This is a genomic window from Streptomyces sp. NPDC048606 (assembly GCF_040650855.1).
GTDB lineage: Bacteria > Actinomycetota > Actinomycetes > Streptomycetales > Streptomycetaceae > Streptomyces.
In genome coordinates this window covers 276584-302635 of record NZ_JBEZIB010000001.1, presented here as the reverse complement: position 1 = coordinate 302635, position 26052 = coordinate 276584, and the positions used below count along the sequence as shown (strand labels likewise).

Sequence of the window (26052 nt, the reverse complement as noted above, 5' to 3'; positions counted from 1 at the left end):
GGCTTCCTCAGCCCTGGCTCTTCGACGGGTCCTTGAGGCCGACGGTGGCGTAGTCGATGCTGCCGGTCCACACGGGGTGGCCGTGGGCGCCCGCGACGTTGGGTCCGACGAGCAGCGGCTTGCGCTCCAGGAGGAGCGGGACGGACGGCGACTTCTTCATGATCTCGGCGTCGAGGTCGATCCAGGCCCGGTTGGCCTGCCCGGCGTCGGCCATGGCGTTGATCTCGTCGATCCGCTTCATGGTGGCCTCGTCGCGGAACTGGCTGTTGTTGCCCTGGTTGCCCTTCTCCTTGATGGTGCGTCCGTCGAAGACGAAGGGGATCCAGGTGGAGCCGGAGGGGTAGTCGGGGCACCAGCCGGAGAGGGTCATGTCGGGGGTGGTGGAGAGGTCGCCGATGACGTCGTAGTAGGCGCCGGGGTCGATGGTGTCGACGACCACCTCGACGCCGGCGCGGGCCAGGCCCTGCTGGAGGGCCTCGGCCTTGCCCTTGTCCCCGGTGGAGACGGCGAGGGAGACCTTCAGTTTGTCCTTGCCGGCGGCCTTGAGGAGTTCCTTGGCCTTGGCCGGGTCGCCGGCGGCGGGGATCTTCAGGGTGTCGGCCTGCTTGCCGCCGGAGAGGGCGGGCGGCAGGTAGGCGGTGGCGACCTCGTTGAGGGCGGGGCCGCCGCCGGCGGTGATGACGGCCTCCTTGTCGACGGCGTACTGCATGGCCTCGCGGACCTTGGGGTCGTCGAAGGGGGCGCGGGAGTTGTTGAGGTGGAGCATCTCGGTGCAGCCCTGGGACTCGGCGAGGAGGCGGGCCTTGACGTCGGGCTTGGGCAGCACCTTGGGGGCGCTCTCGGGGCGCATGTCGGCGTACTGGACGGTGGAGGCGTCGGCGCCCTCCCCCGCGATGATGCGGTCGTCGATCTGGCCGCCCTTGAGGCCCATGACGACGACGAACCGGTCGGGGTAGGCCTTGCGGACGGTGTCGGTCTTCGGGTCCCAGTGCTCGTTGCGGACCAGGACGAGCTTCTTGTCGCGGTCGTACGAGTCGATCCTGTACGGGCCCGAGGAGAAGGGGCGGGCGTCGTACTGGGTGCCCTTCTCCTGCGACTGCGGGACGGGCGCGAAGGTGGGGAGGGTGGCGGTGGCGGAGAACTCGGCGACGGGGCGCTTGAGTTCGAAGACGATGGTGCGGTCGTCGGGGGTCTTGATCGAGTCGAGGTGCTGCCCCTGGAGGGGTCCCTTGTAGCCCTCGGTGCGGGCCAGGTACTGGGCGGCGTAGTCGGGACCGCCGGTGAGGTCGGGGGCGAAGGAGCGCTCGACGTTGTACTTGATGTCCTGGGCCCGGATCGGGGTGCCGTCCTCGTACTTGACGCCCTCCTTCAGGGTGAAGGTCCAGGTCTTGCCCCCGTCGGAGGGGGTGCCGAGGTCGGTGGCGAGGTCGGGGACCAGTTCGCTGCCGGCCTTGCCGGGCTCGGCCTTGAAGGTGACGAGGGTGCGGTAGAGCAGGCGGGTGCCGAAGTCCATGGCCGGCATGACCCAGTTGCGGGCGGGGTCGAGGTGGGCGAAGTCCTGGTTGGACAGGACGGTGAGGGTGCCGCCCTTGACCGGGGTGCCGCCGAGGACCTTCCCGTCGTTGGCGGCGGCGGGGTTGACGCCGCCGCTCGCCGCGGGGGCCTTCGCGGGGTCGGAGCAGCCCGAGGCGCCGAGTGCGAGGGCCGCCACCAGGGCGGTGGCGAGGGCGAGTTGGGTGCGCTTGGTCATGGGTCACTCCAGTGAAGGGCCGCGCTCTATGATGTGACCGGTAACATAGTAATGTGAAATTGTACTGACAAGGGGTTGGCGGCGCCGTTATCCAGCCGTGTCCAAATCGGCTCGGTTCAGGACCCGTTGACGTGACCCGACGCGACCCGACACGGCCCGTGGGCGCCGGTCCGCGGTCCGTGGCGCCGGTCCGCGGTCCGTGGCGCCGGTCCGCGGCCGGGCTCCCGACGCGTCGGCCGCCGCGCACGCGGAAGCGGCCGGCGGGAACCCCCCGCCGGCCGCTCGCGACCCACTTCTCCACCCGCACCATCTCGCGTACGCGGGTACGGTCCCGACATCGGCCCCGACGCGGGCCCCGGAGGGCCCCGGGGCCCTAGACGCCCGAGCCGAGACCGCCGGACGGGCGGCCCACGGGTTCGTCACGGCCCTGGGCCCAGAGGGAACGGACGTGTCCGAGGTGGCGCTGCATGCAGGCCTTGGCCGCTTCGGCGTCGCCCGTGAGCATCAGGTCGAGCAGCTCGATGTGCTCCTCGGCCGAGGAGACCAGCTTGCCCGCCTCGTCCAGCCCCGTCAGGCCGTACAGGCGGGAGCGCTTGCGCAGGTCGCCGACGGTCTCCACGAGGCGGTCGTTGCCGGCGAGGGCCAGGAGGCCGAGGTGGAAGCGGCGGTCCGCCTCCAGGTAGCCGATGAGGTTGTGCTCGCGCGCGCTGGCGACGATCTCCTCGGCCACCGGACGCAGGGCCTCCAGCTGCTCGGCCGTGGCGATCTCGGTGATCCGGCCGATGGTCGGGACCTCGATCATCGTGCGCAGTTCGGTGTACTGGTCGAGGTCGCGCTCGCTGACCTCGGTGATGCGGAAGCCCTTGTTGCGCACGGGCTCGACCAGGCCCTCGCGGGCCAGGTCGAGCATGGCCTCGCGCACGGGCGTGGCCGAGACGCCGAGTTCGGCGGCGAGGCCGGGGGCGGAGTAGACGCTCCCCGGACGCAGCTCGCCCGCTATCAGGGCCGCTCGGAGGGCGTGGCCGACCTGGTCGCGGAGCCGTTCCTGGGCCTTGATGAGACTGTTCTGCTTCAGGTCACCCATGTGCTCTTCCTCCGAGACCCCCGACACCGCCACAGTTGGGCAGGGGCACCAGCGTACAATGTCACGTTGTGCCATCTGCTCCGGCGGCCTCGTAGAGCGCGACCGCCACGGCAAGATCTTCCCAGGCCATGCCGACGCTCTTGAAGAGCTGTGGACAACCCGGCCGCCCTCCCGCGGGAATCCGCTCCGCGACCAGGTCGGCCAGGGTGGCGGTGATATGACCGGGCCCGATGGCCCCCTCCGCCTCCGGCACCAGCAGGTCCCCCGCCTCCCGCAGCGCCGCCGCACGCGATTCCACGTACACGGCGGACCGCCGCACCAGGGCCGTGTCCGTCTCCCGGGCGTCCGGCTCGTGCGAGCCGACCGCCACCACCACCGCCCCGTCCGGCACCAGGCGCCCGTCGAACAGCGGTTCGCGCGCGCTGGTGCAGCAGACCACCAGGTCCGCCACCGCCACCGCCTCCGGCGCGCCCGTCCGGGCGTCGACGCCGAGCGAGCGGGCGTGCGCGACCAGCAGGCCCGCCCGCCCCGGATCCCGGGCGACGACGATCACCTCCGCCAACTCCCGCAGCTCCAGGATCGCTTCGAGGTGTCCGTACGCCTGCGGCCCCGAGCCGAACAGCACCAGCCGCAGCGCCCGCCCGGTCGGGGCCAGTCTCCGCAGGGCCAGCGCGGAGACCGCCGGGGTGCGCAGCGCGGTGAGGGCCTCGCCGTCCATCAGGGCCAGCGGGCGCAGGGTGGGACCGTCGAGGAGGAGGTAGCCGCCGGTGATCCGGGGCAGGCCGCGCGCCGGGTTCCCGGGGGCGACACCGGCGATCTTGACGCCCGCGTACGCCTCCGACGCGGCCGGCATCAGCAGGAGTTCGCCGCCGGGCGCGGCCACGGCGGTGCGCCCCGGGCAGGCCTCGGGGTCGAGTCCGGCGCGCAGGACGTCGGCCAGGGCGTCCGCGGCCCGGGCGGGGGTGAGCAGTGCGGCCGTCCGCTCCGCGCCGAACTGCGGCAGCGGGGCGGTCGGGGTCGACGCGCTCGCCCGGCCCGTCACAGGGTGAAGCCCGCGGCGAGGGCGTCGTGCGGGTCGACGGTGAAGAGGTGCTCGCCGGTGCGGTAGGCGGTGCCGGTGACCTCGGTGACCCCTCCCGCGAGGGCGCGGCCGGTGAACACCGTGCCCACCACGGACTCGTGCAGCAGGTCCTCCCCCGCCCCCAGGCGCCCGTCCTCGGCGAGCAGCGCCAGCCGGGCCGAGGTCCCGGAGCCGCAGGGCGAGCGGTCGACCTGTCCGTCGGCGAAGACGGTGACGTTGCGCTGGTGCGGGCCGAAGGGGGTGTCGCGCAGTTCCTCGTGGAGGATCACCCCGTACACGCCGGAGAGCAGCGGTCCGTCGGGGTGCCAGGTCGCGGGGTAGGTGGCGAGCGCCGAGCGGATCTCGCGGCCGACGCGGACGAGTTCGGGCAGGCGGGCCCGGTCGACCGTCAGGCCCAGGTCCCGGGCCGCGACGGAGGCGTAGCAGGCGCCGGCGTGCGCGATGTCGACCTCCGCCACGCCGAGGGTGGTGGCGACGGGTACCTTGCGGGCGCCCACGCGGGCCGGGACGTTGCGGAAGGTGACCCCGGTGGTGCGGCCGGCGGTCCGGTGGACGGTGGCGGCGACCCGGCCGGAGGGGACGTCGATCCGCACCTCGACGTCCCCGTCGGCGGGGGCCGCCACCCGCCCGGTGTCCACGGCCCAGGCGCCGAGCGCGATGGTGCCGTGGCCGCACGCGGTGGACCAGCCGTCCTTGTGCCAGAACAGCACCCCGAAGTGGGCGCCGTCGTCGTCGGGCGGCACGACGAACCCGCCGTACATCCCGGCGTGCCCGCGCGGCTCCTGCACGAGCAGGCGTCGTACGTCGTCCAGCGGGCCCCGGCGCGGGGCGGTGCCGGAGCCGCCCGCGCCGATGACGGTGGCGCAGCGTTCGGCGACGGTGTCCCCGGGGGCGGGGGCGACGGGGTCGGTGGTGAGGTCGACGATCCGGAAGGGTTCGCCCGCCGTGTGGTAGTCGGTGGCGCGGACGCCGGTCGGCGCGGTGGGTGGGGGCGTCACAGCAGGAACCCTCCCGGGAAGGGGTCGGACGGGTCGAGGAAGTACTGGGCGGTGCCGGTGATCCAGGCGCGGCCGGTGACGGTCGGGACGACGGCGGGCGCCCCGCCCACGGTGGTCTCCCCGATCAGGCGGCCCGTGAACTCGGTGCCGATGAAGGACTCGTTGACGAAGTCGGTGTCCAGGGGCAGCAGCCCCCGGGCGTGCAGCTGGGCCATGCGCGCGCTGGTGCCCGTACCGCAGGGCGAACGGTCGAACCAGCCGGGGTGGATGGCCATGGCGTGCCGGGAGCGGCGGGCGTCGGAGCCGGGGGCGGCGAGGTAGACGTGCTTGACGCCGGCGATGGCGGGGTCCTCGGGGTGGACGGGCCGCCCGGGCGAGGAGTTGATCGCCTCCATGACGGCGAGGCCGGCCGCGAGCAGGTCGTCCCGGCGGGCCCGGTCGAAGGGCAGCCCGAGGTCGTCCAGTTCGACGAAGGCGTAGAAGTTGCCGCCGTAGGCGAGGTCGTGGGTGACCGTGCCGAAGCCGGGGACGTCGACCTTCCGGTCGAGGCCGACGCAGAAGGAGGGGACGTTGGTGAGGGTGACGGCCGTGGCGGCGCCGTCCTCGACGCGGACGTCGACGGAGACGAGCCCGGCCGGGGTGTCGAGCCGCACGGTGGTGACCGGCTCGACGACCGGGACCATGCCCGTCTCGACGAGGACGGTGGCCACCCCGATCGTGCCGTGCCCGCACATGGGCAGCAGTCCCGACACCTCGATGTAGAGGACGCCGAAGTCGGCGTCGGGTCGGGTGGGGGGTTGCAGGATGGCGCCGCTCATCGCCGCGTGGCCGCGCGGCTCGTACATGAGCAGGGTCCGGACCCGGTCCGAGTGCGCCGTGAAGTGGAGCCGTTTCTCGGCCATGGTGGCGCCGGGGATCACCCCGACTCCCCCGGTGATCACCCGGGTCGGCATGCCCTCGGTGTGCGAGTCGACCGCGTGGTAGATGTGGCGTGTGCGCATCGGGTGCCCCCTCCTGTCTGCGGGCCGGTGGCCGGCCGCTCGTCGGTCCCCCTGGGGGGACGGCCCGGATCACCCCGGATCGTCCCGGATCATTTCCCCGGATCCCGCCGGTCGGCCCGCGGCGTCGGGACGTCACGCCGAACGAAGCGGGCCGGACCGGGCCGGATCCGGAAGGGGCGGCCTAGTGGAGTCCCTCGGCGAGGGCCTTCTCGGTGGCGGCGCGGACGGCGGCGTCGATCTCCCCGGTGAGGGGGAAGCGCGGCGGGCGGGTGGCTCCGCCGGGGCGTCCGGCCAGGTCCATGGAGAGCTTGATGGCCTGGACGAACTCGGTCTTGGAGTCCCAGCGCAGCAACGAGTGCAGGGACCTGTACAGCGGCAGGGCCGTGTCGAGGTCGCCGGCGACGGCGGCCCGGTAGAGGGTGGCGCAGGAGCGCGGCAGCGCGTTGGGGTAGCCGGCGATCCAGCCGACGGCGCCGGCGAGGGCCAGTTCGAGGAGCACGTCGTCGGCGCCGATGAGCAGGTCGAGGCCCGGGGCGAGTTCGGCGATCTCGTAGGCGCGGCGGACGTCGCCGCTGAACTCCTTGACGGCGACGATGCTGCCGTCGCCGTGCAGTCGGGCGAGCAGGTCGGGGGTGAGGTCGACCTTGGTGTCGATGGGGTTGTTGTACGCGACGACGGGCACCCCGGCGCGGGCGACGTCGGCGTAGTGGGCGCGGACCGTGGCCTCGTCGGCGCGGAAGGCGTTGGGCGGCAGCAGGAGTACGGAGCCGGCTCCGGCCTCGGCGGCCTGTTCGGCCCAGCGGCGGGCCTCGGCGCTCCCGTACGCGGCGACGCCGGGCATGACGCGGGCGCCGTCGCCCGCGGCCTCGACAGCGGTGCGCACGACCCGGGCCCGCTCCTCGTCGGTGAGGGTCTGGTACTCGCCGAGGGAGCCGTTGGGGACCACGCCGTCGCAGCCTTCGGCGATCAGCCAGGCCACGTGTTCGGCGTAGGCGTCGTAGTCGACGCCGAGGTCCTCGCGCAGGGGCAGGGCGGTGGCGACCATGATGCCGTGCCAGGGGCGGGTGCGGGTGTCGGGGCGGGGCGCGGGGGTGGGCGCGTGGGTCATGGGTGGCTCCCTAGTGTGGTGTGTGACATTTTACTAGTGGGTGCGAGTCGGCCACAAGGGCCCGGAGGGGCCCGATCGGCGGCCGGACGGGGGAAGCTCGGTGGTGGGGGCGCCGGGGTCGCGGCGCGCCGGCTACGGGGCCGGCGGCGTCTCCGGCAGCGCCGCGAGGTGGCGCAGCGGGACCGGGCAGGACAGCGGTCGGCGGTCGGCGGACGGCTCCGCCCCCGCGAGGGCCGCCACGGCGGGGCCGCACATCCGCCCCTGGCACCAGCCCATCCCGGCCCGGGTGAGCAGTTTGACCGTACGGGCGTCCCGCGCGCCGAGGTCGCGGACCGCCTCGCGGACCGTGCCCGCCGGCACCTCCTCGCAGCGGCACACGTCGGCTTCGTCGGTCAGCCAGTCGGTCCAGCCGGATCCGGGGCGGTGGGCGGCGGCCATCGCCCCGGCGAAGGCCCGCAGCCGGGCGCGGGCCCGCCCGAGGCCGGCGGGCACGGACCGGCCGGCGATGGCGTGGGCGGCGATCTCCCCTTCGGTCAGCGCCAGCTGGGCCCCGCCGATGCCTCCGGTCTCGCCGGCGGACCAGATCCCCGGGACCGAGGTGCGCTGCGCGGCGTCCAGCTCCAGGGCGACCGTGCCGTCGGGGGCGGGGCGGGTGGCGCAGCCGAGGCCCGTGGCCAGTTCGAGCTGGGGCACGAGCCCGTGGCCCACCGCGACCGCGTCGCAGGGCACGCGCCGCGCGGTGCCGGGCACGGGGCGCCAGTCGCGGTCCAGGCGGGTGAGGGTGACGGCCTCGACCCGGGCCCGGCCGTGGGCCTCGGTCACGGCGTGCCGGGTGAGCAGGCGGATGCCGTGGCGCACCAGGGCTCCGCCGTACGTGGCGCCTTCGGCCAGCTTGCCGGGGTTGCGCAGCAGGGCCGCGGCGCCGGAGGCGTAGCCGGTGTAGGAGGCGGCCTCGACGACGGCGGGCACGCGCGCGCCGGCGGCGGCCAGCGATCCGGCGACGGCGAGCAGCAGGGGGCCGCTGCCGGCGACGACGATCCGCCGACCGGGCAGGACGAGACCGCCCTTGAGCATGGCCTGCGCCCCGCCCGCGCCGATCACCCCGGGCAGGGTCCAGCCCGGGAACGGCAGTTGGCGCTCGTAGGCGCCGGTGGCCAGGAGCACGCGGCGGGCCCGCAGGGTCGCGGCGGCCTCCTCGGGGCCGGCGACGGCGTGCAGGATCCAGCCGTCGCCCTCGGGGAGCACCGTCCAGACGTGGTGCAGCGGCAGGTAGGCGACCCGGCCCGCCGACACGTGGGCGCGCAGGACGGCTTCGCGGTCGGCGAAGGCCCGCCAGTCGTGGTGCAGGGCCTGGGGGCGGGCGGCCCCCAGGCCGGGGGCGGGGTGGCGGTAGTACTGGCCGCCGGGGCGTTCGCCGGCGTCGAGCAGGGCGACCCGCAGGCCGAGGTCGGCGGCGGTGACGGCCGCGGCGAGGCCGGCGGGGCCGGCGCCGACGACGGCCAGGTCGTGCGTCGCGGCGCGGGCGGGGGGTTCGGCGCGACCCGATGAGGCGGCCGACACGGCGGACGGCGGGGCGGCCGGTGGGGCGGACGCGCCGCGGGGCGGTTCAGACGGCGAGGTCGCCATGGCCGGTGCCCTCCTGGGTGGTGACGGCGTCCCCGGGGCGGGCCGGGACGAGGCAGGCGCGCTGGTTGGGGCGGCCGTTGACGGTGACGAGGCAGTCGTGGCAGGAACCGATCCCGCAGAACACGCCGCGCGGGGCGCCGCCCTCGCGGGTGGTGCGCCAGGCAAGGATCCCGGCGGCCCACAGCACGGCGGCGACGGACTGGCCGGGCAGGGCGGGCAGTTCACGACCGTCGAAGGTGACGGTGTGCGCGGGCTCGGGGGCGCCGCCCACCAGGAAGCGGGGGCTGCGACGGCGCATCAGGGGTTCCTCCTCGGAACGCTACGGGACCGCCCTGCCGGCCGGGCTCCCTCCGGCGGGGCCCCGTCGAACCGCTCGGGGCGGAAGGGGTGCGCGGGCAGCGGGGGTTCACCGCCCGTGAGGGCGGCGGCGAGGAGCGCGCCGGTGGCCGGGGCCAGGCCGATGCCCGCGCCCTCGTGGCCGCAGGCGTGGAACAGCCCGGGCACCCGCGGGTCGGGGCCGATCGCCGGAAGGTGGTCGGGCAGGTAGGGGCGGAAGCCGTGGTAGGTCCGCATCACGCGGACGTCGGCCAGTACGGGGAAGAGCGCGGCCGCCTGCGCGGCGAGCCGGCGCAGGGCCTGCGGCGAGAGGCCGCGGTCGAACCCGACGCGCTCACGGGTCGCGCCGATCAGCACCGGCCCCGCGGGCGTCCCCTCGACCACCGCCGAGGACTGGAGCGCGGCGGAGTCGCTGGCCACGTCCGCGATGTAGTCGGCAGCGTAGACCTTGTGGCGGACCACGCGTGGCAGGGGTTCGGTGACGAGGACGAACCCGCGGCGCGGCAGGACGGGCAGGGTGGTCCCGGCGAGGGCGGCGACCTCCCCGGCCCAGGTGCCCGCCGCGTTGACCACGGCCGGGGCCAGGAGGGTCCGGGCCGCGGTGCGCACGCCGCGCACGGCGCCGTCCGAGGTGAGCACCTCGACGACCTCCTCCCCCAGGTAGGCGGGGGCGCCGGAGGCGGCGAGCAGCCGTGCGGCGGCCTGCGCGGGCTGGACCTGGGCGTCCTGCGGGTAGAGGAAGCCGCCGGCCGGGCCGGGGGCCAGGTGCGGTTCCAGCTCGCGCAGCGCGTCGCGGTCCACCTCGACGGCCTCGACCCCGCGGGCGCGCTGGCCCTCCGCGAAGGCGCGCAGGGCCTTCAGGGTGGTCTCGTCCGGGGCGACGACGAGGCCGCCCTTGGCCTCGTACTCGGTCTCGGCGGGCAGGACGTCGGCCAGCTCGCGCCACAGCCGGGTGGACAGGAGCGCGAGGTCGAGTTCCGGGCCGGCCTCCTTGTCGGAGACCAGGAGGTTGCCCTCCCCGGCGCCGGTGGTTCCGCCGGCGACGGGGCCGCGGTCGACCACGGCCGCAAGGAGGCCGGCGGCGCGGGCGTAGTACGCGCAGGCGGCTCCGACGACGCCGGCGCCGATGATCACGACGTCCGGGGATGGGGTCTGGGACACGGCAGTAATATGTCACATTCTTTAGAAGGTTCCCAGTGTCTCCTGGGGTGCCCCGGCCGGTCCCGCCCCCCGTTCGGGTCCGGGACCGGCCTGGGGCCTGCGGCGGCCGGGATCAGCCGCGCAGCGGGCCCTCGCAGTTGTAGGAGGAGGTGCCCGCGGTCTTGTTGGACCAGATCTCCAACGGCCCGAAGGAGCAGTTCATGTCGGCCAGGTTGTTCGAGGCGGCGCCCGCCCGGTCGAGGATGAAGTAGTCCACCGTCTCGGACATGTCCTTGAAGTTCTGGTCGTCGCTGCGCCAGTTCTTCAGGTTCGCCGTGATCCGCCCGGTACAGGTGAAGCGGCGCTTGCCGGGCTCGCCGTTCTCCACGCAGTCCGGGGTGTTGTAGGTGGCCGTCGCGAAGGAGGACTTGACCGAGGCGAGGGCGGAGTCGCGCAGCTGCTCGTTCGGGGTGAAGGTGGTGTTCGGCACGAACAGCTGGTCGACCTTGGCGATCTGCGCGTCCAGGAACCGGTTGTAGTCGCGCTGGAGGTAGGAGTCCGAGCCCATCCGCACGCGCCAGGCGTCGTATCCGGCGACGTCGTTGTTGCGCAGGTGCGTGTACATCTCGCGCAGCGCCGAGGGCTTCTCCGCCCACAGGAACTCGAAGAAGGTGCCGGCGTAGCTGTAGAAGCGGAATCCGTCGCCGTCGTAGGTGGCGTTGAGGATCTGCTGCACCGTCATGCGGGGGCCGCCGCCCGCGGTGTCGCCGATGATGCTCTTGACCAGGGACTTGCGCACGGCTATGCCGTTGTCGCGGGTGGCGCCGTCGAAGAACTCGGCCGTGCCCTCGTCCATGGCGGTGGTCCGGTCGCCCTCGTACCAGGGGCCCTGGCCGAAGAAGCCGGGGACCGCGAAACGGCCGTTGAGGTAGTGCGTGTACTCGTGGCGGAAGAGCTCTTCGAGGGTGAGCGAGGAGTCCTGGGGGACGCGGCGCTGGTAGGTGTAGAAGGTGGCGCCGTTCTCGATGTAGATGCCACCGTTGTCGGTGTCGTACCCGGTCAGGATCGGGTGGTAGTTCTCGTAGTCGGCGCGGGAGGCGTAGAGCACGATGTTCAGCGTGGAGTTCGGGTCCCCGGCGAGCGGCTGGTCGGTGCCTATGACGCGGTGGAACTGCGACTTGACCTGCTTGCTCGCGTAGTAGAGCTGGTCGACGGTGGCCCGGTCCAGGGCGGTGCGGACCTTGATGGCGCCGCCGTCGTAGGAGTAGGTGTACGGGAAGATCTGCTTCTCGATGTCGTCCTTGCACACCGCGTACGGCTTGCAGGCCTCGTAGAAGTTCAGCCAGGACACGAGCTTGGCCCACGGTTCGCTGCCGAAGTCCGCCTTGACCGGGCCCAGCAGGGCGCCGAGGTCGGCGACGACGGAGTCCCGCAGGCCCGCGATCTGGCCGAAGCGGCCGTACTCGCCGAGCGCGTCGCGCACCACCCAGGCGTTCGCGGTGCCCTTGAGGTGGGTGTACCCGGCGAGGGCCTTGAAGGCCTCGCGGTAGGAGGCGTCCGCCTTGGCCGCCGCGTGGAAGGCGGCGTCGTTGTTGCCCGGGTAGACGCCCAGGTAGTTGGTGGACAGCGCGGCGAGGGCGGCGCCTCCCCAGCCGGGGTCGCGGTTGGTCGCCGGGTGGGAGGCGTCGAGGGTGGCCAGGACCTTCTTGATCAGGCCGAGCTGGTGCTGGCGCAGGCCGGGGCCCGCGGCGTAGAGGGCCTCGCGCAGGGTGCGGGCGTTGGAGGGCGTCGCGTCGAAGGTGCGCGCGGCGTTGCCGAAGTCGTCGATGGCCTTGCGGACGGCGGCGACGGTCGGGGCGTCGGTGGTGTCGATCTCGTCGCGCGAGAAGTCGTGGTAGGCGACGGCGTGCAGGTACGTGAACATCTCCTCCAGGTGGGAGGAGTTGGCGCCGTCGTGGGCGGCGGCCAGGCCGGATATGCGGCGGGCGACCGCCTGGACGTGGGCGTCGGACATGACGGGAGCCAGTCGGGCGTCCCAGGTCCAGATCAGCCCGCGCAGGCAGCCGTCGGCGAGGACGGCCTGGTCGCCGAGGAAGTCGGCGAACTGCTCGGGGCCGAGGCCGGTGATCCCGTCAAGGGTGCAGGGGACGCCGCCGGCCACGCTCCGGGCGGTGGGCGCGGCCGCCGCGGCGCGGCTCTTCTCCGCGCGTTCGGCGGAGGCGGTGGAGTTCGGCGTGGAGACGGCCGGGGCGGCGCCGGGGATCCGGCCGTCGGAGGCGGCCTTGCCGCCGGGGGCCGGCGCGGGGGCGGCGACGGGCTGCCGGGCGTCGGCCAGGTGCTCGACCTCGTCGAAGGGGTTCGGCGCGGTGGAACCGGGGGCCCCGGAGGCGAAGGTCGCGGGCGCGGTGGCGCCGTTCGCCGCCACGGGGGCGCCCCGCTCGGCGGCCTGGGTCACGGCCTGGCCGGCGGTGGCGAGGAGGGTGACCGCGACGGCGGCGGAGAGGAGGGAGGTACGCACGGCTCTGTGCTGGGACACCGAAAACTCCTGGCGTGGAGGGGAGGTGGGGGAAATCTGCGTGAACTGCCCTGCTTCACGCGGCGTTTGACGGGGATTAACGTGCCGCGGTGTGAGCTGTAACATAGTAATGTGAAATTGCACTGGCAAGACCTGTGCGCCCACCAGTTCAGCGCTTCTTGAGGGAGCCTCCGTGACAGACACCCGCTCGCGCCTCAACATCGGCAGCCACGACCTGCCGGTATCGGCGGAGTTGTCCCGCTTCATGGCGGGGAATTGGGCGGCATCACCGCTCTCCGCGTCCGCTCGCGTGCCCGCCCACGCCGTCACCCCCGCCCGCCGGGCCAAGCTCTCCGCGCGCTTCCCCGGCGAGCGGCTGGTCATCCCGGCCGGCGAGCTGAAGGTGCGCACGAACGACTGCGACCACCGCTTCCGCCCGCACAGCGCGTACGCCTGGCTGACCGGACTGACGGGCGAGGACCAGGTGGGTCACGTCCTGGTGCTGGAGCCGTCCGGGCCGCACGGTCACGAGGCGGTGCTGTACCTGCGGCCGCGCTCACCGCGCGCCGACGGGAACGAGGAGTTCTTCCGCGACCGCCGCTACGGCGAGTTCTGGGTCGGCCGCCGCCCGGACCTGGCCGAGGCCGAAACCCTGACCGGCATCCGCTGCGCGCACCTCGACGCCCTCGGCTCGCCTCCGGCCCGCCACGCGGACACGGACGCCGAGCTGGCGAGCGCCCTGTCCGAACTGCGCCTCGTCAAGGACGCCTGGGAGGTCGAACAGCTCCAACTGGCCGTGGACCACACCACCGCCGGGTTCGAGGACGTCGTACGGGCCCTGCCCCGCGCCCTCGCGCACCCGCGCGGGGAACGCTGGATCGAGGGCGTCTTCGGCCTGCGCGCCCGGGCTGAGGGCAACGGCACCGGCTACGAGACCATCGCCGCCTCCGGCGCGCACGCCTGCGTACTGCACTGGATCCGCAACGACGGCCCCCTCGACCCGAACCACCTGCTGCTCCTGGACGCGGGCGTGGAGACCGACACCCTCTACACCGCCGACATCACCCGCACCCTGCCGCTGTCCGGCCGCTTCTCGCCGGTCCAACGCCAGGTGTACGAGCTGGTCCTGGCCGCCCAGGAGGCCGGCATGGCCGCGCTGCGCCCCGGGGCGAGCTTCCGGGACTTCCACCGCGCCGGCATGCGGGTCATCGCGGAGGGCCTGACGGAGTGGGGCGTGCTCAAGGACGCGGACGGCGACCTGCACCGGCGCTACACCCTGTGCAGCAGCGGGCACATGCTCGGCCTCGACGTCCACGACTGCGCCAAGGCCCGCGCCGAGACGTACCTCGACGGGGTCCTGGAGGAGGGTCAGGTCCTGACCGTCGAACCCGGCCTGTACCTCCAGCCCGACGACGAGACCCTCCCCGCCGAACTGCGCGGCATCGGCGTACGCATCGAGGACGACCTGGTCGTCACCGCCGACGGAGCCCGCCTGATGTCGGGAGCCCTGCCGCGCACGCCGGCGGCCATCGAGGAGTGGATGGGCAACCTCCTGAACGGGTAGGGCGTGTCCGACAAAAGATCCTCTGGCTCGTGGAGCCGGAGGATCAGCGGGGCCAGGAGGTTCCGGCACGGTAGCGGCCGGCGAGCCGGTCGAACCCGGTCGCGACCACACGGAACCGCTTGGACGGGCGAAGCGCGCTCTACCGCGGCCAGATCGCGGTCGCGGTGGATCGCCTTGTCGAAGCCGGAACCACGGCCACCGTGACGCTTCGGCCAATAATCGCCTCGCCTCCGCCGCGCCCGGATTCCGTTTGTGCAGCGGCGTCGGCCGGCGCCTGCGCGGCAGGCATCCAGTGCCCCTTCCCCGCGGTTCCGGGCGGGGGGTGAATGCCGGCCATATAGGCTCTGACTTGCGAAAATGGCCTCTCCAGGTCGAGTGTGGATGCCTAAGATCAACTCCCACTCACATGGGGGATCCATCCTTATGAACAAGCACCTTCTCCGGGCCTCTGCGGTCGCCTCAGCCGCCGTCGTCTTCTCGGGGATCATTTCCGTCTCGCAGTCCGCCGGCGCGGCGCAGACCTGCTCGGCAGCCGATGCCAACGCGCGGATCCAGTCGATGCCAGGCGGCATCCCCGAGGCGCAGCTCTACGTGCCGACCTGCGTCGAGGCCCTCCCGGGCAACAAGGTCCGCGGGAAGGCGACCGTCAACTGGGGCTTCATCAACGACGGCGAGATCGACAACAGCAAGCGCTTCGCCTCGTTCAAGGTCACGACGCGGCTGGAGAGCCGTGTGCCGGGCGGCACCGACGTCGTGGTCAACAGCAAGACCTGTGACCTCACGGCCGACATCAACGCCACGAACAACGGCGCTTTCACCTGCCTGAGCCCGGAGGCCACCTTGGACCCGAGCAAGCGGTGGTCCGGCGACGCGACGGTCGTCTACGACATCGAGGGCGACAAGAAGGGCGCCATCACCTGGCAACTGGTCGGCTCGCCGCTGATGGGCCAAGGCGTGTCTGGCAAGTAGTCACCTGGCCGGCCCGCTGTCGGACAGGTCGTGGTGTCGTGACCGGAACACCCGCCCCCGGAGGGGCGAATCCGGGTCTACCGGCTCCGTCTGCGGAGCCACAGCCCACTGCGCGGGCGGCCGTCGGCGGCGGCGGCCGAAGTGATGCGGTCGATCAGGCGGTACGCGATGTCGTGGCCGTGGAAGTCAGCGAGGTCGACCGCGCTCATCCGCCCGGGGGGCCGCGGTATCGGATCCGCTCCGTAGGCCGGCAGAATCACGGTGAGGCGGCTGTCGACCGGGCTTCCCGACCGAAGCGCCGCGTCACCCTCCAGGTCGATGGCGTGCTCCAGCAGGGTCACCCCACCACAGACCTCGTTCACGTCCGCCCCCTCGTCGAGGAGGCGGATCAACCCGTCGTAGTCGCTCGCCCCGACGGCCTGATGCGCGGGGGTCCAGGAGTTCTCGGTCATCCGGCCTCGCATCCTACGGGCCGTCGGGGTCGGGGTGGCCGGAGAGGGCGATCACACGGTCGGGCCGTGCACCGCGCGCGTCGAGCGGTGGCGCGGCCCCGCCGCTCGACGCGACGGGACCGCCACCACCCACCGCGTCGATACCCCGCCCCGCCCCGGCCCCGTGCGGTCGGAGGTGTCCGAACCCGGGCGGCAGGGCGGGGCCGGGTCGTCAGGGGAGGACCGCGATGCCGTCGAGTTCGAGGAGGGCCTCGGTGTCCCAGAGGCGGACCACTCCGACCACCGCCATCGCCGGGTAGTCCCGGCCCGCCAGCGCGCGCCAGATCCGGCCCAGCTCCGGGGCGTGGGCGCGGTACGCCTCCACGTCCACCGCGTACACCGTCACCCGGGCCAGGTGCGCAGGGGCGCCGCCCGCCGCCGCGAGGGCGGTGAGGAGGTTGCCGAGGGCCCGCTCGAACTGCGCCGGCAGGTCCTCCCCCACGACCTTGCCGGAGCCGTCCAACGCGGTCTGCCCGGCGAGGAACACCAGCCGGCCCCCGGTGGCGGTGACGGCGTGCGTGAATCCCGTCGCGGGCGACAGCTCCACCGGGTTGATCCGCTCCAGGCCGCCCGCGCCCGGAGCGTCGGCACGGTCCGGGCTCATCGGGCCGCCACCTCCCGGTAGAGCTCCTTCGCGATGATGCTCCGCTGCACCTCGCTCGCCCCCTCGTAGATGCGGGGGGCGCGCACCTCCCGGTACAGGTGCTCCAGCAGGTGGCCGCGCCGCAGCGCGACCGCCCCGTGCAGCTGCACGGCGTGGTCCACCACGTACTGGGCGGTCTCGGTGGCGAGGAGCTTGGCCATCGCCGCGCGCCTCGGCACGTCCGGGGCGCCCCGGTCGTAGGCGCCCGCCGCCGCGTAGACCAGCAGACGGGCGGCCTCGGTGCGGGTGGCCATCTCCGCCACGCGGTGCGCGACCGTCTGGAGGTCCGCCAGCACCCCGCCGAAGGCGGTGCGGTCGCGGGTGTGGGACAGGGTCGCGTCCAGGGCCGCCCGCGCCATGCCGACGGCGAACGCGCCCACGCTCGGCCGGAAGAGGTTCAGCGTCCGCATCGCGACGGCGAAGCCCTGCCCGGGCTCGCCCAGGACGTCCTCAGGGCCGACCGGCACCCCGTCGAAGGACAGGGAGCCGATGGGGTGCGGCGAGAGCATGTCCAGGGCCCGGCCCGTGAGCCCCGGACGGTCGCCCGGCACCAGGAAGGCCGTGACGCCCTTCGCCCCCGGGGCCTCGCCCGTGCGGGCGAAGACCGTGTAGAAGTCCGCCTCGGGGGCGTTGGAGATCCAGCACTTCTCCCCCCGCAACCGCCAGCCGGAGCCGTCCGGCTCCGCCGCCAGGGCCAGGGCCGCCGCGTCCGAACCGGCCCCCGGCTCACTGAGCGCGAAGGCCGCCACCAGCCGGCCCGAACGCACCCCCGGCAACCACCGGTCCTGCTGGGCGGTGGTGCCCGCGCGCAGCACCGGATCCGCGCCCAGACCCTGGAGGGCGAGGGCCGTCTCCGCCTCGGTGCAGCCGTAGGCGAGGGATTCGCGCAGCAGGCACAACTGCAACGCCCCGGAGGTGAACACCCGGTCCAGCAGGCCCAGTTCCCCCAGTGTCGCCAGCAGCGGCCGGTTCACCCGGCCGGGTTCGCCCTTCTCGGCGAGCGGCCTGAGCCGCTCGCCCGCCATGGCGCGCAGACCGGCGCACCATTCCTCTTCTTCCGCCCCGAGCGCGAATCCGGTCATCCGAATGCCCCAGTCTTATCGCGTCCTGTTGACTGCCGTCACCATCACGATACGCTTTGAAGGCGACCGCACGGCCGGCTCCACCCCAATTCCGGACGTTGCAAGGGGGCGAACCCGCCTTGGAGCTCAAGCCTTCCGCTCACGCCGACACCTTTGCCCGCGACCACCTGCCACCCGCGCAGGCCTGGCCGCGACTGCTGTTCGAACTGCCCGAGTTGGCCTATCCGGACCGGCTGAACTGCGCCACCGAGCTCCTCGACGCCACCATCGAGCGGTTCGGAGCAGACCGCCCGGCCTTCCGCGGCGGATCCGGCGAGGTGTGGTCGTACGGGGAACTGCGCGACCGCGTCGACCGCGTCGCCCACGTCCTCACCGAGGACCTCGGCGTGGTCCCCGGCAACCGGGTGCTCCTGCGCGGACCCACCGGCCCCTGGCTCGCCGCCTGCTGGTTGGCGGTGATGAAGGCGGGAGCGGTCGCCGTCACCGTACTGGCGCAGCAGCGGGCCCAGGAGCTGGCCACCGTGTGCGCGATGGCCGAGGTACGGCACGCCCTGTGTCACGCCGACGCCCTCGACGACCTGGCCAAGGCCCAGGTCCCGGGTCTGCGGATCACCGCCTACGGGGGCCGGGAACCGGACGACCTGCTGCGCCTGGCCGAAGCCCACACCGCCCCCTACACCGCCGTGGACACCTCCGCCGACGACGTGGCGCTGATCGCCTTCACCTCGGGGACCACCGGACGCCCCAAGGGGTGCATGCACTTCCACCGTGACCTCCTCGCCGTCGCCGACACCTTCTCCCGCCATCTGCTGCGCCCCCGCCCCGACGACGTGTTCGCCGGCAGCCCGCCCCTCGGGTTCACCTTCGGTCTGGGCGGACTGGTCGTCTTCCCGCTGCGCGCCGGGGCCTGCGCGCTGCTGCTGGAGCAGGCCGCGCCCCGTCAGCTGCTGCCGGCCCTGGCCGAGCACCGGGTGACCGTCCTGTTCACGGCGCCCACCGCCTACCGGTCGATGCTGGACACCCTGGGGCCCTACGACACCGGCGCCTACGACCTGTCCGCGCTGCGCCGCTGCGTGTCGGCGGGCGAGAACCTGCCCGCCGCGACCTGGCAGGCCTGGTTCGCCCGCACCGGACTGCGCATCATCAACGGCATCGGCGCCACCGAGCTGCTGCACATCTTCATCTCGGCCGCCGACGGGGACATCCGCCCCGGCACCACCGGGCGGGTCGTCCCCGGCTGGGAGGCCCGGATCGTCGATCCGTCCGGGCGGCCCGTCGCGGACGGCGAACCGGGACTGCTGGCCGTGCGCGGCCCGGTCGGCTGCCGCTACCTGGCGGACCCGCGGCAGGGCGATTACGTGCGGGACGGCTGGAACCTGACCGGCGACACCTACGTCCGCGATCCCGACGGCTACTTCCGCTACGTCGCCCGCGCCGACGACATGATCATCTCCTCCGGGTACAACATCGCCGGCCCGGAGGTCGAGGAGGCCCTGCTGCGCCACCCCGACGTCGTGGAGGTCGCCGTGGTCGGCCGGCCCGACGAGCGCCGCGGACAGGTCGTGGTCGCGTACACCGTCCTGCGCGAGGGGGTGTCCCTCGGCGAGGAGGCCCTGCGGGACTTCATGCGGGGCGAGCTCGCCCCGCACAAGTGCCCCCGCTCCTTCGTCTTCGTGCCCGTGCTGCCGCGGACCGCCACCGGGAAACTGCAGCGGTTCCGGCTGCGCGATCTAGAGTGAACCCGTGGTCGAGCAGCACACTCCGCGATCCCTGATCGTCACGTTCTACGGCGCCTACGGGCGGGCCTTCGAGGGGCCCGTGCCGGTGTCCGCGCTGGTCCGCCTGCTGGGCGCGGCCGGCGTCGACGCGCCCTCCGTCCGTTCCTCCGTGTCCCGGCTGAAGCGGCGCGGCTTCCTGCTGCCCGCCAAGGCCGCGGACGGCGCGGCGGCATACGCCCTCTCGGACGAGGCCCGGCAGCTGCTGGACGACGGGGACCGGCGGATCTACGGGACCGCCCCGGTGTCGCAGGAGTGGCTCGTCGCCGTCTTCTCCGTCCCCGAGCAGGAGCGCAACAAGCGGCACCTGCTGCGCTCGCGCCTCGCCCGGCTGGGCTACGGATCGGTCGCCCCGGGGGTGTGGATCGCCCCCGCCCAGGTGGCCGAGGAGACCGGGCACACCCTGGAACGGTTGGGCCTCACCGCCTACGTGGAGCTGTTCCGGGGCGCCCACCTCGGCTTCGCCCCCACCGCCGAGGCGGTGGCCCGCTGGTGGGACCTGGCCGCGCTCGCCAAACAGCACGAGGAGTTCCTCGACCGGCACGAACCGGTCCTGCGCGCCCTCCAGTGCGGTCCCGAACCCTCCCCCGAGCAGGCCTACCGGGACTACCTCCAGGCCCTGGACACCTGGCGGCGGCTGCCCTACGCGGACCCGGGGCTGCCGCGCGACCTCCTCCCCTCGGACTGGCCCGGTGACCGCGCCGCCGCCGTCTTCGCCGAACTCCACAGCCGTCTGCACGCCACCGGCGCGCTCTTCGTCCACCCCTGAGCGCCACGCCCTCGGCAACGCCCCTGCCCACGCCCACGCTCCTGCCCACGCCCCTGCCCCTGCCCCTGCCCGACCGTTCACGGTTCCTCCTCGTCCGGGGCCCCCGCGGGGCCCGGGGGTGCCCTCCGGCACCCTCCCTTCGCTCTCACCCCAAGATCCCAACACCGCCGACCCCCGCCCTCCCCCGCGCGGGGGGACCCGCTCCCCCGCACGGGGGAGACGCTCCCGTGCGAAATCCCGGTGCGGCCCGCCGCGCGCCCCGGCACGATGGGGCATGACCTGGACCTTCAGCACCGATCCGGCGGCCTTCCCGCCCGCCGCGCGCCGGGCCGTGAACGCCCGGCCCGTCGTCGACACCCACCTCGTGACCGTCCTGGACACCCTGGAGCGGCGCGGACCGCACGCCTACGGCCCGCACGCCCCCCTCTTCGGCTGGTGGACGGACCCGACCGGGGCGGTCACCGGAGCCCTGGTGCGCACCCCGCCCTTCCCCCTGCTGCTCGGAGTGGTGCCCGAGGAGGCGGTCCGGGCGTTGGGCGCGGCCTTCACGGCCGAACCGCTCCTCGCCGACGTCGACGCCGTCAACGCCCGCCGGGCGGACGCCGAGGTGCTGGCCGCGAGCTGGGGGGCGCCGGCCCGCGTGACCGAGGAGAACCGGCTGTTCCGGCTGGCCGCCCTGGCGGACCCGGACCCGGCGCCGGACGGGCGGGCGCGGACCGCCGTCGAGTCGGACCTCCCGCTGCTGCTGGAGTGGGCGCGGGCCTTCGACGCGGAGATCGGCTCGCCCGCCGTCGCCTCCGAGGCCGCCCTGCGCGAGCGGATCTCGTACGGCGGCGCCCTGCTGTGGGAGCGCGACGGTGCCCCGCGGGCCCTGGCCGCCTTCTCCCGCCCCGTCGGCTCGGTCGCCCGCGTCCAGCTCGTCTACACGCCGCCCCGGGAGCGCCGCCACGGTTACGCCGCCGGGATCGCGCACGCCACGAGCCGGGCGGCGTACGCGGCCGGGGCGCAGGAGGTGGTGCTCTTCACCGACCTGGCCAATCCCACCAGCAACGGCGTCTACCGCCGCCTCGGCTTCACCCCCGTCGAGGACCGCGTCAGGCTCGAACGGGGCTGACCCCGGCCGGCGGCCCGCCGGCCCTACCCCCGCCCGGTCGGCGGTTTGCGGCTGCCGGCCCGGTAGGGCGCCGGCCAGGGTGCGGCGGGGCCCGCGTACTCCTGGTCGACGGCGGCGTGCAGGGTCCAGTGCGGGTCGTAGAGGTGGGGCCGGCCGAGCGCGCACAGGTCGGCGCGACCGGCCAGGAGCAGCGAGTTGACGTCGTCCCACGAGGAGATGGCGCCGACGGCGATCACGGGCACGCCGAGCGTGTTGCGGATCCGGTCGGCGTAGGGGGTCTGGTACGAGCGCCCGTACTCCGGCTCCTCGTCGCTGACGACCTGGCCGGTGGAGACGTCGACGGCGTCCGCGCCGTGCGCGGCGAAGGCGGCGGCGATGCGCACCGCGTCCTCGGGGGTGGTACCGCCGGGCGCCCAGTCGGTGGCCGACAGCCGGACGGTCATGGGGCGGTCCGCCGGCCAGACCTCGCGGACCGCGTCGAAGACCTCCAGCGGGAAGCGCAGCCGGTTCTCCAGGGTGCCGCCGTAGGCGTCGTCGCGGTGGTTGGTGAGCGGGGACAGGAAGCCGGAGAGCAGGTAGCCGTGGGCGCAGTGCAGTTCGAGCAGGTCGAAGCCGCAGTCCGCGGCCCGTACGGCGGCGGCCGCGAAGTCGGAGCGGACGGCGCCGAGGTCCTCGGTCGTCAGGGCGCGCGGCACGGCGGAGACGCCGGCCCGGTAGGGCAGCGCGGAGGCCGCGGACAGGGCCCAGTTGCCGTCCGGCAGCGGTTCGTCCATCCCCTCCCACATGACGCGGGTGGAGCCCTTGCGGCCCGAGTGACCGAGTTGGACGCCGAGGGCCGTGCCGGGCGCGGAGGTGTGGACGAAGTCGACGATCCGTTTCCAGGCGGTGGCCTGCTCCGCCGTCCACAGGCCCGCGCAGCCCGGGGTGATGCGGCCCTCGGGGCTGACGCAGACCATTTCGGTCATGACCAGCCCGGCGCCGCCGAGGGCCCGCCCGCCCAGGTGTACGAGGTGGAAGTCGCCCGGTACCCCTTCGTGGGCCGAGTACATGTCCATCGGGGAGACCACGACGCGGTTGCGCAGCGTCAGACCGCGCAGCGTGAAGGGGGTGAACATGGGCGGCACGCCCCGGCCCGACCCGGCCTCCGCCCCCGGCCCCTCGGCTCCCTCCGCGCCGGCCACGCCGGTCGTCTCCGGCCCGCAGCCGAAGTCCCGTTCCACCGCGCGGGTGAAGCGGGCGTCGCGCAGCCGCAGGTTGTCGTGGGTCACGCGGCGGCTGCGGGTCAGCAGGTTGAAGGCGAACTGCCGGGCGGGCTGGTCGACGTAGACGCCGATGTCCTCGAACCACCGCATGCTGGCGGCCGCCGCGCGCTGAGTGCTGGCGACGGCGGGCCTGCGCTCGTGCTCGTACCGTGCGAGCGCCTCGGGCACGGCGAGGCCGGTGCCGATCGCGTCCGCGAGGGCGAGGGCGTCCTCGACGGCGAGTTTGGTGCCGGAGCCGATGGAGAAGTGCGCAGTGTGCGCGGCGTCGCCGAGCAGGACGACGTTGCCGTGGGACCAGCGCGCGTTGACGACGGTGCGGAACCGGGTCCAGGCGGAGCGGTTGCCGCGCAACGGGCGTCCGCGCAGCGCCTCGCCGAAGATCTTGGCGCAGCGGGTCGCGGACTCCTCCTCGTCGCACAGGTCGAAGCCCGCCGCCCGCCAGACCTCCTCGCGCATCTCGACGATGACGGTCGAGGAGTCGGCCGAGTACGGGTAGCCGTGCAGCTGCATCACGCCGTGCTCGGTCTCGGCGATCTCGAAGCGGAAGGCGTCGAGGGCGAAGTCGGCGGCCAGCCAGATGTAGCGGCAGCGTCCGGGTGTGACGGTGGGCCCGAAGTGCGCGGCGCCCTGTTCGCGGGTGGGGCTGTGCACCCCGTCGGCGGCGACCACCAGGTCGTACGCGGTCGCGAGCCTGCGGGTGTCGGGGGCGGCGGTGTGGAAGCGGAGCCGGACCCCGAGTCCGGCGCAGCGCTCGTGGAGGATCTCCAGGAGCCGGCGGCGGCCGAGGGCGGCGAAGCCGTGGCCGCCGGAGGTGAGCAGGCGGCCCCGGTGGACGATCTCGACGTCGTCCCAGCGGACGAACTCGGCGCCGAGGGCGGTGTGGACGGCCGTGTCGGCGCGCTCGATGCCGCCGAGGGTCTCGTCGGAGAGGACGACGCCGAAGCCGAACGTGTCGTCGGGGGCGCCGCGTTCCCACACCTCGACGGCGTGCCCCTGGCGGGCCAGCAGCGCGGCGGCGTACAGTCCGCCCGGTCCGCCGCCCACGACGGCCACCCGCATGGCGCGCACGGACATGTGGCTACCTGCCCTTCCACTCCGGCGGCCGCTTCCCGGTGAAGGCGGCGTGGAACTCGGCGTAGTCCCGGCCGTGCATCAGCAGGGCCTGGGTGTTGGCGTCCAGCTCCACGGACGCGGCCAGCGGCATGTCGAGCTCGGCCGTCAGCAGGGCCTTGGTCTGGGCGTGGGCGAGGGTGGGTCCGGCGGCGAGCCGGGCGGCCAGTTCGGCGGCCCGGACATCGGCCTTGCCCTCTTCGACGAGCTCGCTCAGCAGGCCGATCCGTTCCGCCTCGGCGGCGCGTACGGGCTCTCCGAGCATCAGCAGCCGGGTGGCGTGGCCGAGGCCGACGACCCGGGGCAGGAGGTAGGCGGCGCCCATGTCCCCGCCGGAGAGGCCGACGCGGGTGAAGAGGAAGGCGAAGCGGGCGGTGGGGTCGGCGATCCGGAAGTCGGCGGCGAGCGCGAGGACGGCGCCGGCTCCGGCGGCCACCCCGTGGACGGCGGCGATCACCGGGAAGGGGCATTCGCGGACGGCGCGCACGACCTGGCCGGTCATCCGGTTGAAGTCGAGGAGCTGGGCGGTGTCCATGGCGAGGGTGGCGCCGATGATCTCGTCCACGTCGCCGCCGGAGCAGAAGCCCCGACCCTCCCCGGCCAGCACGAGGGCGTGCACGGAGCGTTCGCGGGACAGCTCGGCGAGCAGATCGCGCAGGTCGGCGTAGGCGCCGAAGGTGAGCGCGTTCAGCTTCTCGGGACGGTCGAGGGTGACGGTGGCGACGCCGTCCTGCCGGGTCACCCGCAGGTGGCGCCACCGTTCGGTCGCTGGTGTGGAACCGATGAAGGGGCTCACGTCGTCGACGGTATCACCGACTGGTGACTGCCGTCACAGAAACGCGACAACGCGGTGGGGGCGGCGACACGGACCGAAGGTCCCGACAGCCGGTGACGGTGGTCCCTTGCCGTTCGGCCGGGGTGCCCTACAGAGTCACGCGCGCGCTCCGTATCGTTGAACTTGAAATCGAAACCCGGAGTTCTCACCCCGGACTCCCGCCGCTCACCCCACCGCCCGCCACCCGCCCCGCCCGCACCTCCTGCCCCGCCCGCACCGCCCGCACCTCCTGCCCCGCCTCCACGACTCCCGGAAGGACGGACCAGCCGTGCCCGACGACTCCGCCTGGCGGATCGCCCTCCCCCACACGACCGCCGCCGTGCCGATGGCCCGCGCACTGGTGCGCACCGCCCTCGCCGAGACCGATCCGTCCGCCGACCGCGACACGGCCGAGCTGCTGACCGCCGAGCTGGTCGCCAACGCCGTCGAGCACACCGCGCGCGGGGCCTCGATCGAGCTGGTCGTCGAACTGCCGGGGGGCGGCGGCGGCTGTCAGGTGGAGGTGCACGACGGCGACCCGCGACCGCCCGGCGACCTGACCACCCGTCCCGGGTCCGAGCACGTCGACCCCTGGCAGGAGCACGGCCGCGGACTGCTGCTCATCCGGGCGCTCAGCTCGGCCTGCGGCCACCGCCGCACCGAGCGCGGCAAGGTCGTCTGGTTCACCCTGGCGGCGCGCGCCTGAAGCCGCGCAGGCGACCGGCGCCCGGCGCACGGCCACGTCCGCGCCCCACCGCGTCGTACCGCGCGCTACCGCGCGAGGAGCGCGACGAGCACCGCCTTGATGGTGTGCAGCCGGTTCTCCGCCTCGTCGAAGACCACCGAGTGCGCGGACTCGAAGACCTCGTCCGTCACCTCCAGCGAGTCCAACCCGTGCCGCTCGTACACCTCCTGGGCCACCTTGGTGCCCAGGTCGTGGTAGGCGGGCAGGCAGTGCAGGAACTTCACGTCCGGGTTGCCGGTGGCGCGCAGCACGTCCATGGTGACGGCGTACGGGGACAGGGCCGCGATCCGCTCGTCCCAGACCTCCTTCGGTTCGCCCATCGACACCCACACGTCCGTGGCCACGAAGTCGGCCTGCGCCACGCCCTCCGCGACCTCCTCGGTCAGGGTGACGCGGGCGCCGCTGACGGCGGCCAGCTCGCGGGCCCGGTCCACGACGGCCTCGGCCGGCCAGTAGGCCCGGGGCGCGACGATGCGTACGTCCATGCCCAGCAGGGCGCCGGTCACCAGGTAGGAGTTGCCCATGTTGAACCGGGCGTCGCCGAGGTAGGCGAAGGCCACGCGCTCCAGCGGCTTGTCGCAGTGCTCGGTCACGGTGAGCACGTCGGCGAGCATCTGGGTGGGGTGCCAGTCGTCGGTGAGGCCGTTGAAGACGGGCACGCCGGAGTGCGCGGCGAGCTCCTCGACCGTCTTCTGGCTGTCGCCCCGGTACTCGATGCCGTCGAACATCCGGCCCAGCACCCGCGCCGTGTCCCTGATCGACTCCTTGTGGCCCATCTGGGAGCCGGCGGGGTCGAGGTACACGGTGCGGGCGCCCTGGTCGGCGGCGGCGACCTCGAAGGCGCAGCGGGTGCGCGTGGAGGTCTTCTCGAAGATCAGCGCGATGTTGCGACCCTGGAGGTGGGGGACCTCGGTTCCGGCCTTCTTGGCGGCCTTCAGCTCGGCGGCGAGCGCGACCAGGCCGCGGAACTCGGCGGCGGTGAAGTCGAGCTCCTTGAGGAAACTGCGGCCGAAGAGGTCGCTGGCCATGGGGCACTCCAGGGTGGCACTGACAGGGGATGATGGAAGTATATACG

The 26052-nt window shown here is 73.9% G+C and carries 22 protein-coding genes; 6 read left to right on the top strand and 16 right to left on the bottom strand.

Annotation, left to right across the window (positions count from 1 at the left end):
• Positions 1-7: 7 nt before the first annotated feature.
• The 10 genes from AB0D01_RS01220 to AB0D01_RS01175 form a co-directional block, all read right to left on the bottom strand.
• Positions 8-1750 carry an ABC transporter substrate-binding protein gene (locus AB0D01_RS01220; protein ID WP_363052853.1) on the bottom strand — a complete coding sequence of 581 codons (1743 nt, stop codon included), beginning with the start codon at positions 1748-1750 and terminating at the stop codon, positions 8-10.
• A gap of 373 nt (positions 1751-2123) precedes the next feature.
• Complete coding sequence (locus tag AB0D01_RS01215; RefSeq protein WP_363052851.1) at positions 2124-2834, bottom strand: GntR family transcriptional regulator; 711 nt, start codon at positions 2832-2834, stop codon at positions 2124-2126.
• Positions 2835-2895: 61 nt separating this feature from the next.
• Entirely contained in the window at positions 2896-3876 is a 981-nt protein-coding gene (locus tag AB0D01_RS01210; protein ID WP_363052849.1) for an ornithine cyclodeaminase family protein, read from the bottom strand.
• Positions 3873-4913: a proline racemase family protein gene (locus AB0D01_RS01205; RefSeq protein ID WP_363052847.1), complete on the bottom strand. Its 1041-nt coding sequence runs from the start codon at positions 4911-4913 to the stop codon at positions 3873-3875. Before AB0D01_RS01205 ends, AB0D01_RS01210 begins: the two co-directional genes overlap by 4 nt.
• On the bottom strand, positions 4910-5914 hold the full coding sequence (locus AB0D01_RS01200; RefSeq protein WP_363052845.1) for a proline racemase family protein: 1005 nt from the start codon (positions 5912-5914) through the stop codon (positions 4910-4912). The genes AB0D01_RS01205 and AB0D01_RS01200 overlap by 4 nt, the downstream gene beginning before the upstream one ends.
• A gap of 181 nt (positions 5915-6095) precedes the next feature.
• Positions 6096-7022: a dihydrodipicolinate synthase family protein gene (locus tag AB0D01_RS01195; protein ID WP_363052843.1), complete on the bottom strand. Its 927-nt coding sequence runs from the start codon at positions 7020-7022 to the stop codon at positions 6096-6098.
• 132 nt (positions 7023-7154) lie between these two features.
• The gene (locus AB0D01_RS01190; protein WP_363052841.1) at positions 7155-8648 is read right to left on the bottom strand and encodes an NAD(P)/FAD-dependent oxidoreductase; all 1494 of its coding nucleotides are present in this window, start codon (positions 8646-8648) and stop codon (positions 7155-7157) included.
• Positions 8629-8946 (bottom strand): (2Fe-2S)-binding protein, encoded by a 318-nt coding sequence (locus tag AB0D01_RS01185; RefSeq protein WP_363052839.1) that lies wholly within the window; start codon positions 8944-8946, stop codon positions 8629-8631. The genes AB0D01_RS01190 and AB0D01_RS01185 overlap by 20 nt, the downstream gene beginning before the upstream one ends.
• The gene (locus tag AB0D01_RS01180) at positions 8946-10145 is read right to left on the bottom strand and encodes an FAD-binding oxidoreductase (RefSeq protein WP_363052837.1); all 1200 of its coding nucleotides are present in this window, start codon (positions 10143-10145) and stop codon (positions 8946-8948) included. The genes AB0D01_RS01185 and AB0D01_RS01180 overlap by 1 nt, the downstream gene beginning before the upstream one ends.
• A gap of 112 nt (positions 10146-10257) precedes the next feature.
• Entirely contained in the window at positions 10258-12660 is a 2403-nt protein-coding gene (locus AB0D01_RS01175) for a collagenase (RefSeq protein ID WP_363052835.1), read from the bottom strand.
• Positions 12661-12832: 172 nt separating this feature from the next.
• Between AB0D01_RS01175 and AB0D01_RS01170 the strand changes: the two genes are divergently transcribed.
• Positions 12833-14203: an aminopeptidase P family protein gene (locus AB0D01_RS01170; protein ID WP_363052833.1), complete on the top strand. Its 1371-nt coding sequence runs from the start codon at positions 12833-12835 to the stop codon at positions 14201-14203.
• Between the two features lie 423 nt (positions 14204-14626).
• A complete protein-coding gene (locus AB0D01_RS01165; protein ID WP_363052831.1) occupies positions 14627-15172 on the top strand; it encodes a hypothetical protein in 546 nt (181 codons plus the stop codon).
• 77 nt (positions 15173-15249) lie between these two features.
• On the opposite strand, the gene AB0D01_RS01160 is transcribed toward AB0D01_RS01165, so the two are convergent.
• The 3 genes from AB0D01_RS01160 to AB0D01_RS01150 all read right to left on the bottom strand — a co-directional run bounded on the left by AB0D01_RS01160 (position 15250) and on the right by AB0D01_RS01150 (position 17388).
• On the bottom strand, positions 15250-15624 hold the full coding sequence (locus AB0D01_RS01160; protein ID WP_363052830.1) for an ankyrin repeat domain-containing protein: 375 nt from the start codon (positions 15622-15624) through the stop codon (positions 15250-15252).
• A gap of 211 nt (positions 15625-15835) precedes the next feature.
• Positions 15836-16267 (bottom strand): RidA family protein, encoded by a 432-nt coding sequence (locus AB0D01_RS01155; protein ID WP_363052828.1) that lies wholly within the window; start codon positions 16265-16267, stop codon positions 15836-15838.
• Positions 16264-17388 (bottom strand): acyl-CoA dehydrogenase family protein, encoded by a 1125-nt coding sequence (locus AB0D01_RS01150; RefSeq protein WP_363052826.1) that lies wholly within the window; start codon positions 17386-17388, stop codon positions 16264-16266. The genes AB0D01_RS01155 and AB0D01_RS01150 overlap by 4 nt, the downstream gene beginning before the upstream one ends.
• 119 nt (positions 17389-17507) lie before the next feature.
• Between AB0D01_RS01150 and AB0D01_RS01145 the strand changes: the two genes are divergently transcribed.
• The 3 genes from AB0D01_RS01145 to AB0D01_RS01135 all read left to right on the top strand — a co-directional run bounded on the left by AB0D01_RS01145 (position 17508) and on the right by AB0D01_RS01135 (position 21046).
• Positions 17508-19127, top strand: a complete 1620-nt coding sequence (locus tag AB0D01_RS01145) for an AMP-binding protein (RefSeq protein ID WP_363052824.1) — start codon at positions 17508-17510, stop codon at positions 19125-19127.
• Between the two features lie 4 nt (positions 19128-19131).
• Positions 19132-19932: a PaaX family transcriptional regulator C-terminal domain-containing protein gene (locus AB0D01_RS01140; RefSeq protein WP_363052822.1), complete on the top strand. Its 801-nt coding sequence runs from the start codon at positions 19132-19134 to the stop codon at positions 19930-19932.
• Positions 19933-20206: 274 nt separating this feature from the next.
• Positions 20207-21046, top strand: coding sequence for a GNAT family N-acetyltransferase (locus AB0D01_RS01135; RefSeq protein ID WP_363052820.1), 840 nt, complete (start codon positions 20207-20209; stop codon positions 21044-21046).
• Positions 21047-21069: 23 nt separating this feature from the next.
• Here AB0D01_RS01135 and AB0D01_RS01130 read toward each other — a convergent pair whose 3' ends face one another.
• The gene (locus AB0D01_RS01130; RefSeq protein ID WP_363052818.1) at positions 21070-23382 is read right to left on the bottom strand and encodes a bifunctional salicylyl-CoA 5-hydroxylase/oxidoreductase; all 2313 of its coding nucleotides are present in this window, start codon (positions 23380-23382) and stop codon (positions 21070-21072) included.
• Positions 23383-23386: 4 nt separating this feature from the next.
• Positions 23387-24214, bottom strand: coding sequence for an enoyl-CoA hydratase family protein (locus AB0D01_RS01125; protein WP_363052816.1), 828 nt, complete (start codon positions 24212-24214; stop codon positions 23387-23389).
• A 307-nt stretch (positions 24215-24521) separates the two neighbouring features.
• Here AB0D01_RS01125 and AB0D01_RS01120 point away from each other — a divergent pair, with 307 nt between their 5' ends.
• Entirely contained in the window at positions 24522-24938 is a 417-nt protein-coding gene (locus tag AB0D01_RS01120) for an ATP-binding protein (RefSeq protein WP_363052814.1), read from the top strand.
• A 65-nt stretch (positions 24939-25003) separates the two neighbouring features.
• Here AB0D01_RS01120 and argF read toward each other — a convergent pair whose 3' ends face one another.
• Complete coding sequence (argF, locus tag AB0D01_RS01115) at positions 25004-26005, bottom strand: ornithine carbamoyltransferase (protein WP_363052812.1); 1002 nt, start codon at positions 26003-26005, stop codon at positions 25004-25006.
• Positions 26006-26052 lie beyond the last annotated feature (47 nt).